Raw genomic sequence first — 12,715 nt, forward strand, 5'->3', positions numbered from 1 at the left:
TGACTGTGGGCCACTAGCCGCCGCGACCTGTAAAGCCACCTGTCAGGCATAGGCTTGCGACCGTTGACCCTGAGCGTTGGGAATCATATGTCGGCTGACGAACTTGATGCACTGCTGCGGGACCGCTTGGATCTGAGTCGAGCGGAGTTCATTTCGGCGCTTAAGACCCTGCCGCCCCGTGACCAAGCACACGCCACGTTGAACGCCGATGAGGCGAAGCTGCTCGACCGCGTGGGCTTCGTGGCCGTTCCCGGGGCATACGCCGAATCCGTAGCCGCACTGGTTGCCGATACCGCACGGCTCATCGACACCTCTTACTCAGACGCCGAGGTCGCGGTGGGCCTTGGCGTCAGCGAATCCGTGGTTCGCCAAAGGCGCCGTGAGCGGACATTGTGGGCAATCGAGGTGGACGGCTTGTGGCGCTATCCAACTGCGCAGTTCATCCTCGTTGACGTCGAGGGAGGCTCGGCGTTGACACTGGTCCCCCACCTCGACCGGGTACTAGCGGTGCTGCCTCCCGATTTGCAGCCGACGGCCGTCGCGGGCTTCCTGATGACTCCCATGGACGCCTTACTCATCTCAGGACGTGGAACCACGGTCTTGGACTGGCTCACTAACGGCGGCGCGGTTGAGCCGGTGTTTGAGCTCATCGAGATCAGCTGGTGGGCGGCCAGCTAGGACCGGTCCTCGTCTGCAGCTGCAGCCGCAGCTAAAGCGTCTACTTCCGTTACGCGCACGGCGAACGTTGCGGGCCGCTAGGACCGCGCACCGAGCCCCGGGCGGACCGATACCCGCTTGGGTTGCTGAATCGTGGAGCCCGGGTCCGCGATCGCTCCGCTGTCGGTCCAACTCCTTGCGGTCGCATGCGCTCCCGGTGCGTATGCTGGGGCGGTGATGTCACAATACCGCGACATCCCTGTGGAAAGCTGTTGCGGGAGCGCATCTTTCCCACACCGAGAGATCCGCGTAGCCGGAGGTGTTTCCCCGATGGCCGCATGCATCGACGTTCTGACCTCATGATTTTTCACTACTAGTAGCGATGACTATTTTGCTGTGGCCGTGAGTACTTGTTGAGTGCCCACCCGTCCGAGCCAAACTGACCCCGCCAAGGCGGAAAATTGGGCTCGCCACAGGGCCGTGGTCGGCGCGAAAATCCATGCCCTCCGGCACGAACGCGGCCTCACGCTAGAAGAGCTCGCCCATAGTTCCGGCGTGAGCCTAAATGTGATCCTCCATGTCGAGCACGGCCGCCGCGGCCTTCTGTTCGAGCGGCTGTACGACATCGCCAAAGCGCTAGGCGTCGAAGCCCGTGAGCTACTGCCGCCAGAAGAACCGACCCGTCCTCGACGGCAGCGCAAGCAATAACTCCTCTTGCAAAATCAAAGGGCTGGTCGAGGCTGAAGAATTCGAATTATTCAGCAGGGACCAGACCTTCTAAAGGCAAGCTAGTGGATGAGCGGGGCGTTAAATCCTGACGACGTGCGTTTCCGAACTTTGGTAGGAAGTGATAATCCAACGTTATTAGGACCCAGAAATTTGCCGATAGTGCGAGCGGCCGGTCAATTTAAACCATCTATACCACCGAAACAATACGCATTTATTGGTCGGATTATAAATGCGGTTATCAATCTGCTTTCGGACTCGTTGTTCACTCGTTTAAAAACAAAATGTTCCATCACGGGTAACCCTCGCGGCTTCCGTACCACCGTCGTCCCGCTGCGCACCGCATACCGGTTCACATCGATCTTCGCCGCGTCTGAGGCCCTGGGCCGGCTGAACTACCACTCAACTAGGTTTAGATTGCATTTTGTAATCACTACTAGTAGTAATAAGTCATCCATCACACATAACAGTTGGAGTTGAGGTGCCCAAGAAGGACAAAGCATCATTACCAGCCATCAATCAATCGTCTTGCTCTCCGGTTGTCGCGTTCTTCGCTCACCGCTTGCAAGAGCTCACCGCGCGCCACCGTGTTCAGCGGGTCGATAAAAGGAGAAAGCCCAGAAAACTTACCCCTCTCACTGTTCATCAGCTGCTCGCACAGCAGTCTCCTGCAATTGCGCCGTCACGGACTCAGATTTACCGCTTATACCGAGCCGAAGCTGCGCCCACTATCGTGATGGTCGATCAGCTAGCCCGTTTGTTTGGCGTCTCGCCGCGGTCTTTCCTGCCTGAGAAGGCAACCCGGCCTCCGTGCGATCACCCCGTTCGGTCGTGAGCGGTCCTCGACCAAGCCGGAAAGCCGCGCCGGCGTATAACTCAGCGCCGCGGCAAGTCGCTGCGCTGGCGCCCGGAGTAGGCGGCTGTTGGCTCGTTGAGACTCAAGGCAGCACCCATGTATGGGATCTCGACGCGATGACCTACACGCGTTCGCCTGGTCCCCGCAGTCGTTCGGGATCATTCGATTACGACAACCAACCCATGCCGATTACCTGTGTCGAGCGTTGGCCGCGGGTCGGATCCACCTCACTGGTCTACCTTGTCGATCCCCACGAACCCGACCGGACAGAGCACTGGCGGCTCTCCTCCCAGATCGTGTCTATCAGCGAGATCGCCTGCCCGCCAAACTCGTAACCCCGACTACCGGATGATGTGTTAGCCAGTGCCCTGCGGGTCTGGCCGCATCGCGAAACCGATCCCACGATCTTTAGGAGCACATGAACTCCCGGAACTATGACCCGCGGGCCGTAGATACATCGGTTGACTTGCCAGAGCGGCGCCGGCCTGTCACCGATGTGGCCGAATGGCTACGTGGTCTCGATCCTGGCGTTGGTCAGGCACTGCATGCCCTCGGGGAGTTGTTGATCGGGGTCGGTGACCATGCCGAAACTACCGAGACAGCAGAAGAATTCGCACTGCGCTGCTTGTGTGTCATCGACGGCGGCCAGTTGCTCGATGAACAAAGCGCGCTTAACGCGGTATCACGGCTAACGACCGCGTTGGTGTTAGCGCAATGGATCGAGGACCACGGGTCATCCTGCGAGATCGGCTCTGGTGAACACACACAGCCACCATCGTGGACCCAGACGAAGGTCGGTGGGCGAATCTACCGCCACCCTCAATGCCTCCAGGTTCACTTCCCCGCTGGAACAATCGCTGCGATCGGATGCGTCATTGGGATCGAAACGCGCGACAGTGTTTTGCGAGCACCAGAAGTCAGCGTGTGCACGCTGCAGCGAGATCAAGCCGCTGCCCGCGAGATTCTGGACCGGCTGTCCGCTCGCGCCGCGGACTTCAACCCCTTTCGTGGTCGAGCAATCCGTGCGACCGCGGTCAAGGGCCTCAACTTCACGGTGATTGACCTGCCCGCCCTGGCAACCCGCGATCATGTGATCGTGCCAGAAACGGTCTGGACTGAAATCGATTTGGCGATCGCAGCAGTACGAGATCGCCACGAGCTCCTCAACGCCAGCGGCCTGGGGGCACGGCGCGGTGTCCTGCTGTGTGGCCCACCCGGCACTGGCAAGTCCGCGGTCAGCGCGGTAGTGGCGAAGGAAGTCGTCGGCGAGTTCACGGTCATCTACGTCGAGGCCAAGGCCGGCGTTCAACTGCTGACCGCCGTTGTCGAAGAAGCCCAACAACTCGGCGGCCCGGTACTGCTCATTCTCGAGGATGTCGATCTCTGGTGCCGAGACCGCGCGTCCGGTCCCGGCGCCGGACTGTCAGAATTACTCGGCGCCATGGATATTCGGCCCGAGTCACGAATCCTCACCCTCGCTTCTACTAACGACGCCGCAACCTTAGACAAAGCCGCGATACGAACCGGCCGCTTCGACTCTGTCATCGAGATCGGCTACCCCGACCGCAGCGCCTCCGCTCGCATCCTGACCGCGCTGCTCCGCGTTCTCCCCGGCGGCGGGGCCGTCGACAGCGGCACAGTTGCGGCCGCGCTACCCCAACACACCAGCGGAAGCGACATCCGCGAGCTTGTACGTCGGGCCGTACTCACCGGCGTTGAGCGACATGTCAGTACTGAGGCACTCCTCGCTGAAGTCGGACGCGGCCGCTACCGGGCTGAAACCCCGACTGGCACATACCTCTAACCAAAACCCGCGCGATACTGCACATTGAAGCGGCTGGACTAATTCACTACTAGTAGTATATTGGCTTTGAGCCTCGGGAGTGGCTTGACCAAAGAGCCGGCTCGACGGGTAATGGCCGGTCGCGCTGGAAGCGGAGCATGCCGCAAAAGAGTCGCCCCGACTTGCCCTCCCGGGGCTCACCGAAAGCCTGAGAACACTTCTGGGGCTGAACTTGAGCGGTGCGCGTCAACATGACGTAGCGCGAACATGGAACGCAACAGCAGTGTGGGTGATCCGATCGCACCGCAGGCCACGACGAACTCCTTGGCCAGCATCTCCTCGCCTGCAGGCAGATGCTTCTAAAACAGATCGGGTGTGCTACTAGTAGTGCATACCTCGAGTGTGCTGGGTCGGCGTGGTCGGCGAGATTTACATTTGCAGCCGGAGCGTAATGCCTGTGCCTCCAAATAACTGCGGCTGACATCGACTGCGGTGCAGAGACTTCAAGGCCTGCCGATGCCAGCGTCGACTGATTCGGCCGTATTCGCGACCCACCATTGGCGCATCGGGATCTGTGTTTAACGCGTCTGTGACCGCCGGTTGAACACGTGTGGTCTTTTCTCACTCTGGCGTTCGGGGTCTGATCGCTGACTCCTCGTTCGCCCGGTCTGGGTAGCCAGCGTTGCTTGCCGCTGACGGCTTCGGCGCAGCGGTATTCCCCATCCGTTGGCGAGCTTGCGCAAAGTCCCGTGGGAGACCTCGAAGTCCCGCTCCATGTCCCTCAGGCTGCGGTTTTTGGTTACGTACTCCGCATAAAACCGCTCCCGGGTGATAACTGACGTGGCGCGACGAGGTGGGTTGCGGCGCACGGGAATTCCGAGATTATGCGCTCGCCTGGCCAGGACTTGCCTGTCGACGCCCGCGTCGAGCGCCATGTCGGTTAGGCTGCGCTTGTTGACCATGTACTCCTGGTAGATCCAGGCCTCGGAAATGGGCGGCGTTACGCGGCGCTTGTGTATTCCGAGCTCGCTGGCTCTCGCGCGCAGTGTCCATGGACTGATGCCGACTTCGAGCGCGATGTCTTCCATCGTGCGTTCGTTGACGATGTACTCTCGGTACAGCCACTCGGCGTCCACGGGTTTCGGTAGCACCGAGACAAGATTAATGACAATGCCCTGCTCGACGGCCAGTTGTTTAACGACATCTGAATCGATGCCGAAATACTTTCCGATGGCGTAGAGCGACCATTTCTTCTGTTCGTGCAGTCGGGCGAGTTCAGCACCCGGTAGTCGAAGGCGTGCGCGGTCGAGGCGTGTGGGCTTCTTTGGCCGCTGTTGTCCTCGGCATACGGGTTGAGGCAGCGGCGACCTTTCCAGGAGGTGGCGAACTACCCTCGGCCGCACACCCATGCCTTCGGCAGCGCCACTGATCGATCGCGGTCCCGCGAGGATCGCTTGATGGAGTACTTCGATATTGAGCGCCTCGACGTCGGGTCCGGGCAGGTCGAGATCGGCGACCAATGATAGCGGCGGCGACCATGCGACGGGCTCATCAACGATCCTGTGCTGCTGGAGAAATCGTGATGCGATGGTGTCGAGCCGATCAGCAATTGGGGGTGCGAGCAATTCGATGGGTTCTAGGACATGGCCCGCCGGTTCAGGATTGCGTGCGGTGAAGGGGGACATGTCGGCGGGCAACATGCTGATCCGTTCGAACATCCAGTTCCGGACTCGTTGTCCAGTGTGGGCGCAGTCCAGGTTCCCGAAATCGGTCGACGCGAATATTTCCCGCCAATCGTTGTCTGGCAAGAGTTTTCGGTAGTCCAGACGCCGTCGCGTCGCATAGTCGATCGGGCTCGGGTGATCAGCCAGATGGTCGGCCAGCCTCGTCAGTGCTGTCGCGACGTTAGGCCACCACCCGTGGTCACGCAGGAGCAATCTGACACGAATCCAAGGGTTTTCAGCATGTTTGGCTGCTAATCGCGCGATCGCGAGGTTCTTTGCCATCTCGGGTTCGGAAGCGCGATTGCCCACCGCGAGCAGCAGCATGGCCAGGCCCGCTCGTGTGGCGCCGCGCCGCCCGGTCCTTCGGTCCGGGGGCAGCAGCCGAATCGCCCAGTCGCTCCACAGGCAGGTAGGGATACTGCGTAGGGCTGACGCATCTAGTTTACGTGACCATCGCGGTAACGGCTCCCACGCTCGGTATCGCAGTTGGTCCAACGGGCCCATTGAATCCCGAAGTGCCCGCACCGTTACCGCGTCGATGACGGGATTGCGGTTTCTCGTGGTCAAAGCCCCGTTGTAAACGCTGTTGCCGGCTTGGCGGCGCGTGGCCAGCAATGGCTGCATCCGGGTGGCGGCCTCGTCCACGCTGCGACACAGCAGGACCTCAAGCGCGGAAGTGATTCCCACCGCGGCTATCAGCGCCGGCACCGTGCGACGCGTCTTCGGCGAGGCGCGCCACCGCCGGACCTCCACGCTGTCCCACACGGCGACGAGGTCGCTGCCCGGATGCAGCGACGTGATGACCGTGCGCTCACGCGGATCGATTGCCTCAGCAAACCGCATCGCCAACAGCCGCAGGTCCGCGAGGAACTGTTTCGTCGACGCCGGCATCGTTCCGTATAAGCCCGCAGCTACCGTCGCGTCGGAGAGAATGTTGGATAGCGCCGCCTGCGCTTTGAGGAACGGATGTCCTTTCGTCAGAGCACTGGTTGATGTTGCCGACAGAAGATGTCCACAACGACTTCCGTCCGGTGCAGTTGCACGACACAGTTCGGGAGCAGGGACGAGATCGCCCCTGAGCCAGCCGCGGCTGGTGCGTTGGGTATGTCCGCACGCCGGGCAGCTATCAGCGAGCAAGCGGAAATGCTTCTGGCAGGCAAACACCCACGGCAGTCGCCACTCCAGCTGCCAACGTCCGTGCGAATCGGCCACACACTCCGGACAGAATCGGAACCGGCGGAAGGGCCAGCTCATCTTCATCTGCCGTTGGGCGACATCGACGGTGCCTACCAGGCCGTCGAATCGCCGCCACGTCAACGCCTCGATGAAGGCGGCGTCAACACCCGTCGCCGCGGAGATGGATCGCAGTTCCGCTTCCGTGAGGTGTGCGGTGAGGTCCAGCCGACCCAGCGAGTGCGGCCTTGGCACGAGGCTCCGGGGAAGAATCACGCTGAGAAACTTGCCCCACTGAAGATCGAGGCACTGTGCCAGTGCCGCCAACCACGACTCGAGTGCCTCCCCGGGCACCGGCATGATACCCAGCGGGAGCGTTCGCGGACCCAGCCGCGCTCCCGACATCTCGACCGCCGTTGCCATAGAGATCAATCCGGGCGAGTTTGACGATCCCGGTGTGATGAGTGCGCTTGCGGAGCCATCAAATCGCAGATGGACACCTGCAAAGCGTCGGCGATGTCAAAGAGTCGCTCGTAGAGCAGCCCGCGGCGGCCGAATTCCACGTCGATAAGCACGTTGCGTGTCACACCGGACCTCAGCGCGAGGGTTTCCTGCGTCATGCCCTGTTCAGTACGCACCCTGCGGATGTTGGCCCCGACGTGTAGTCGGGATTGCTCCCATTGCGCCACGCGTTCCGGAGTGTTCTGATTCGGACGAGTGGGCACCGCTTCAGTTATCGGCGAACCCCGCCCGATGTCTGCCCTACTAGTAGTACATTGACGTGGTGGTTGCTGACTGTGCCGGCGGTGCTGCGTTCAGCTGGCTCTGGCAGCGGGTCCGCTGTCGAACGGGGCTGACTGGGCGTTGTCATGTTGGAACTGTTGCCGAGTCGCCCTGCGCTACACCCGGCTGAAGCGCTGGACGGCTACCTCGAGCGGCTCGCCGAGGCGAACGGGCTCTCCACCGCGACCTTGCACAAGCTCATGCGTGAGGCGCTTGGCACAGACCCAATGGCGTTGGTGTTTCTGATGATCAAGCCTCAGCGCGCCGCCGTCGAAGCGATTGCCGATCTTGGCGGGGCTGACCGCGCGGCGCTCACTGCAGCCACGCTGGTGCGTTATGGCGACGGGCTGCCGCTCCATCTGGAGGGGCTTGATCCCAGCCGGCGGCACACGTACCGCAGCCTCGTCGCACAGGGCTGGTTCCCCCCGCATGGCTCCCAAGCCTGCCCCATATGCCTGGCACGTGACGGGATATGGAGGTTGGAGTGGCGGCTGCCTCTGGTCGCGGTATGCAGGATTCACGATGTGGAACTGCTCACCCAATGCGCTGCGTGCCAACGGCGTTTCCGGATACGGAGGCACTCCCCCATGCGCCCGTCGGTAGGTCCAGACCAGCTGTGCGGCAACCCGATCGGACTTCAGCGCCACTGCGCGTGGCCGATCGTGAACCAAAGAACCCGACGTGCAGCACCGGCAGCAGTCGCCGCCGTGAACATGGTTGCGCTGGCGCTGGCGGGTCGGCGCGTCGACATGCTGGGCCGCGAAGTCGATCCTCGAATCTTTCTCGCCGAATTGCGGCACGTCGCGACGATGCTGCTCCACCTCCTTACTACCGCCCGCGATTCTGCATCACCCGAATGGTCACGCCTCATCCACAACGAATCCGCCTCACGTACGGCAGAACTGCGCAACCCCCGGTGGGGAATCAGTCCGCCCAGGAGCTCTGCATTACGCGGACACGTTCTCGCAGAAGCCAACGCCATCCTCGGTCAGTCCACGCTCACCAACGCCGGAGCGCGCCTCGCGACATGGCTGGCGCCGATCTCGGGCGTCGCCAACGGACCGAATAACTGGCTGCTCAATCGCACCACCCGCACCGCGACGACCCACGAGTTGATCATTGCAGCCCTTTCGGGGCGACATCACGTTGGCCGCCGGCTCAACGGGATGAGGGTCCGGCAGCTGCCACCGATCTGCGCGGTCCCTCAACTGCTCGATCTCGAGCTGTTCGTCGAGTTCTTCGACGACATGCTTGGCGGCTATCAATGGACGGGCCGGCTCTACGTCTCGCTGTGCCTGGCGCGATCGGTCACCGCGGCACAGAACTGGCCGGCAGCCGCAACACAGCTCGGACTAGATCCAGCGATCGGCTGGCGAACGGCACGAGCCGCGAGCGGTCGAATGCGTGCGACACCGGAGGTATTCGCCGATGCGGTGCGCCGAACCCTGCGTGTGCTGCCGCGGGACCGCAACTTCCGTCAGCGTGAAACTCGCGTTGCGGCCCTCGCCTCCGACCCCAGTGCCTGGTTCGACCGCTGGCGCACATCATCTCGGCCCGATCGTCGCCCGGCATCGTTGCTGTATGCCATCACCTGGATGTGGTGTGAGCCGGCTCAGGGATGGCTCGGGGCAAGCCCTGCTTGGCAGAACTCCGTGACTGCGCGCGCTAAGGCTAGCTACCGCGAGTTTTCGGAGCGGCTCGCGCCCGCCGCTGAGGCAGGCCTGCGGTCACTGGTGCTCGACGAGCGCCCTGGCTGACCGGACCGGCGATTCTCGCTTCGTTTCAATGAGGGCGGGACGTCCTCGGCAGTAGATGATGTCTTAGCGGTCCGCGTCTTTGATCCTGCATTCTTCTTGACCGCCTTGAGGAGACCTTCTCGATCCATCATTTCGCGCCGCCTCAATTCAGCCCGATCACTGAGGGTCACTGCATCGAGGTGGGCGCGCACGATCCTGTGGGTGCCGTCGTCGGTCGCCGCGAGCGTCGCTTCGCAGATCAATTCTTTGAGATCTTGAAAGTAGCCTTGCGTGCGAAACCATATTTCCCCCGCAAGGTCTCGGTACAGCATCCCCGGCCTGCCCGCTGGTAGATGGGGAAGAAGTTGCTTCTCGATGTCTCGGATTACGCGCTGCCATGCGCGCTGCTCATCGGGTTCGTCTATCTCGTATTGGGTTACCAAGATTGTTTTCGACCTGCCCTGGATCTGCGGATCATTCAATAGCCCACCCCCTAATAGGTTGGCCCCAACCAACACAAGGCTCGCATTGGTTTCACCCAGGACGGTGTTGAGAAATTTGATGTGGTCAAGAACAGGACGCGTTCTGCCCCACTCGGTCCTCAGCAGATTGACATCATCGATCACCACCACTTGAGCCCGGTGACGGATGACCGCCTTGATCGCGCTCCTAGTGGTGGCATGGGCGGTGCTATCGCTGGGCAAGCGGTGAAAGTCCAAGACTTGTGATTCAAGCGCCTTCACCTGAGCGTCTTCTTGGAGGTTGAAAATCACTACTGGGCACAGGTCACATTCAACGTCCGGCGTCGGATACCACACCGGGTAGCCCCCGGCAGCTACGCTAGCGTGTTCAGTCCAGCCGAGGTAGCACTGCCGTGCCCAGTTCATGACAAATGCGCTCTTGCCGATCGTGTTCGGCCCGGTGATGACCGCAATCTGCTTAGCGCCGGGCAGCGTTTCACTGTTGAATTCCACGATCGCGTTTAATCGCTTAGTTACCGCGTTGAATTGAGTGGTCTCGAAGTAACACTGACGAAGCCACCGCCTCAACTGCTTGATATGGGATCTGCGCGGCGCATCGCCGAGGGCGTTCCACTGCTTGAGTGTCAGCGGCGCCGGTTCGGCTGGTGGAGCAGAGATGCACCAGTCATGCCAGCAGCGAGAGTCCACGTGTAATCAGTCCTCGGTCAATAGGTCCGGCCACCGCGTACGGATCGATACATCGCGCGACACGGCCGTCGCGGTCGGATCGTCTATGTGTTTCTTCAGCGGATACTCATGGATGGCGCGTTGCGCTTCGTTGTGATCCCGGCGTGCTTGTTCAACGCGAAGTGTCGCCGCCACAACAGGATTCCAGTCCCCGGACGGTTTAGTGACCCGAGACAGCTCCGTTAATTCGTCGAGGATCTGGCGCGTCGCGGAATTTCTGTTGAGAACCGTGTTGCCGCCTCGATCACGGACCCGGCGGCAGGCGGTGGCGACGATGCGGGCAGTCATCGGGGCATCCGTGCACATAGCGCCGCGCCATAGCACAGGATCCACCCGGTCGGTCACGGGGTCGCGAAACCAGATACGCGACACATCGTGCGGATCGACGTGAAACGGTGCCGCACGATCGCCATCGCGGAAGTAACCGACAGGTACAGTTCGGTAGTCGTTGAGCACCGGCGAGTCGTAAACCAAGTTGGCGCACTCGACGCCCTGATGACTGATGGTCAGCCATTTCACAGGTAAGAATTGGTAAATCAGATCGGGTGTTTGCGGCACGTCGATTCGGCCCGTGGCCTCTGTACATGCATCCCACATCTCCAGTGGACACATCCTCGCTCCCGGCTCGCCGTCAAGGATCATGCCGGTGTGCCAGTCACGGTGATAGTCCAGCGCGACGAACCGCCGTAAGTGGTCTTGCAGCTGCTGAGCTGTCATCAACGGTTCTTTAGACACCAACCGCCCGCGTTCAGAAGTGTTGCGTCCCTTATAACCTGGGTACTGCTGCAGAGCTCGCTGCAACGTTTCATGCCAGCGTTCGACGTGAGGATTATCCGTTGGATGACCGCCACGGCTTAACAGCAAGTCAATCCCAAGGGTACGAAGCAGCGCCCGAAACAGCCTGCAAACAAAGATCGCGCCTTGATCGGCATGGATCGCGTCCGGACGTACCGAAGGAATATGGTGCGCACCCTGCAACGTCGTAAAATCTGGCGCGAACAGCTGGCGTCCAACACGTACTGAAATGTGAGACAAGTCGAGGTGCTCCGGCAAGCCGACCCATCGCCAATCAGTCATCGTGGTCCCCCGCACGACGGCAGAAAATGGACGACAGATGTCGTAGACCATCAGCCCAGCGTCTACGCCGTCAGCGCTTCGCGGTGTCACACGCAGCGCCACAACGACCCGCGTGCAGACATCTATCGCCGTCAAAATCTCGACGCTATAAGGCTTTCCGCTCAGCGGCGAATAGACCAAATTGTCCGCCCTCGTTGCGTCAATAGCGACCACCTGGCCGGGGCGGATGGCGGGAAAATGTTGCGTGCCCGATGTCTCCCGCAAACGGTTGCTGCGCTGAGCGCGCGGCGTCGCCCCTCGCTGCTTCCTTAGCTGTGAAATAAACTCGCCAGAGAGTCTCTGTGGGATCACCAGATCCTTGGCGCCGTCATCTTTGAGTCGCACGAGCGCCCGCCGATGGATCTCTGCGTCCGCTACCGTCGACTTATCACCGTCGAGGGCGTCGACCTCTTGCACAGCTGCTTCTCGATATCGCAGATCTATCAGATCCCACGACTTCCGGCCACGCAGGCTGCGACCGTCGATGAGCGCCCTTAGCCCACCGTCCTTCCATCCCCGCAGCCATTTCCTGATCGTGCTGGGATTCGTTGTGATGGCGCGTATCTCGCCATCCTGAACGCGCCGCTGGACAGCCCGGTCACGAACGAGTTCCTCTGCGAGAACGCCGGCCATGACCTCGCACCGCCGAGTTTCAGAAACCCCGAACCCGGGCCCGAACGGATATCGCGGCTCACCCTCGCGCGCAAGTTCACGATGACCTTCCCGGTAACCGGTAAAAATCTCTTGCACCACCTCCAAGCGGTCCAACGCCGTAGTCCTAGCATTCTCATCAATGGCATCCCAGAGGGGTCGCAGCGCATCGGCCATCGGTGCAACTTCGCCCGCCCGAACTTCACGCACCGCAATCACGTCTAAGTACCCGATGACCTCAAGACCGCCGAAGGCGTCCCTGATCGTCCACCCCGACACCCCGATCGACACCACCACCCCCG

The 12,715-nt window shown here is 61.3% G+C and carries 8 protein-coding genes; 4 read left to right on the plus strand and 4 right to left on the minus strand.

All coding sequences use genetic code 11. The features are described 5' to 3' along the window. Positions 1 to 87: 87 nt before the first annotated feature. From B8W69_RS04275 to B8W69_RS04290, 3 genes are all read left to right on the plus strand, one after another. The gene (locus tag B8W69_RS04275; protein ID WP_085288717.1) at positions 88 to 678 is read left to right on the plus strand and encodes a hypothetical protein; all 591 of its coding nucleotides are present in this window, start codon (positions 88 to 90) and stop codon (positions 676 to 678) included. Between the two features lie 396 nt (positions 679 to 1,074). After that, complete coding sequence (locus tag B8W69_RS04280; RefSeq protein ID WP_085288718.1) at positions 1,075 to 1,365, plus strand: helix-turn-helix domain-containing protein; 291 nt, start codon at positions 1,075 to 1,077, stop codon at positions 1,363 to 1,365. A 1,292-nt stretch (positions 1,366 to 2,657) separates the two neighbouring features. After that, the gene (locus tag B8W69_RS04290; RefSeq protein WP_085288719.1) at positions 2,658 to 4,043 is read left to right on the plus strand and encodes an AAA family ATPase; all 1,386 of its coding nucleotides are present in this window, start codon (positions 2,658 to 2,660) and stop codon (positions 4,041 to 4,043) included. Between the two features lie 557 nt (positions 4,044 to 4,600). Here the strand turns inward: B8W69_RS04290 and B8W69_RS04295 are convergent. Both B8W69_RS04295 and B8W69_RS04300 read right to left on the minus strand, forming a co-directional pair. Next, complete coding sequence (locus B8W69_RS04295) at positions 4,601 to 7,342, minus strand: TniQ family protein (RefSeq protein WP_085288720.1); 2,742 nt, start codon at positions 7,340 to 7,342, stop codon at positions 4,601 to 4,603. Between the two features lie 5 nt (positions 7,343 to 7,347). Further along, positions 7,348 to 7,644, minus strand: a complete 297-nt coding sequence (locus tag B8W69_RS04300) for a helix-turn-helix domain-containing protein (protein WP_062886270.1) — start codon at positions 7,642 to 7,644, stop codon at positions 7,348 to 7,350. Between the two features lie 144 nt (positions 7,645 to 7,788). Here B8W69_RS04300 and B8W69_RS04305 point away from each other — a divergent pair, with 144 nt between their 5' ends. Further along, positions 7,789 to 9,459 (plus strand): TniQ family protein, encoded by a 1,671-nt coding sequence (locus B8W69_RS04305; RefSeq protein ID WP_085288721.1) that lies wholly within the window; start codon positions 7,789 to 7,791, stop codon positions 9,457 to 9,459. On the opposite strand, the gene B8W69_RS04310 is transcribed toward B8W69_RS04305, so the two are convergent. Both B8W69_RS04310 and B8W69_RS04315 read right to left on the minus strand, forming a co-directional pair. Then, complete coding sequence (locus B8W69_RS04310) at positions 9,378 to 10,607, minus strand: TniB family NTP-binding protein (protein WP_085288722.1); 1,230 nt, start codon at positions 10,605 to 10,607, stop codon at positions 9,378 to 9,380. The two genes, B8W69_RS04305 and B8W69_RS04310, sit on opposite strands and share 82 nt — an antisense overlap. A gap of 6 nt (positions 10,608 to 10,613) precedes the next feature. Further along, the gene (locus tag B8W69_RS04315; RefSeq protein ID WP_220084544.1) at positions 10,614 to 12,710 is read right to left on the minus strand and encodes an integrase; all 2,097 of its coding nucleotides are present in this window, start codon (positions 12,708 to 12,710) and stop codon (positions 10,614 to 10,616) included. Positions 12,711 to 12,715 lie beyond the last annotated feature (5 nt).

It is taken from the genome of Mycolicibacterium vulneris, assembly GCF_002104765.1.
GTDB lineage: Bacteria > Actinomycetota > Actinomycetes > Mycobacteriales > Mycobacteriaceae > Mycobacterium > Mycobacterium vulneris.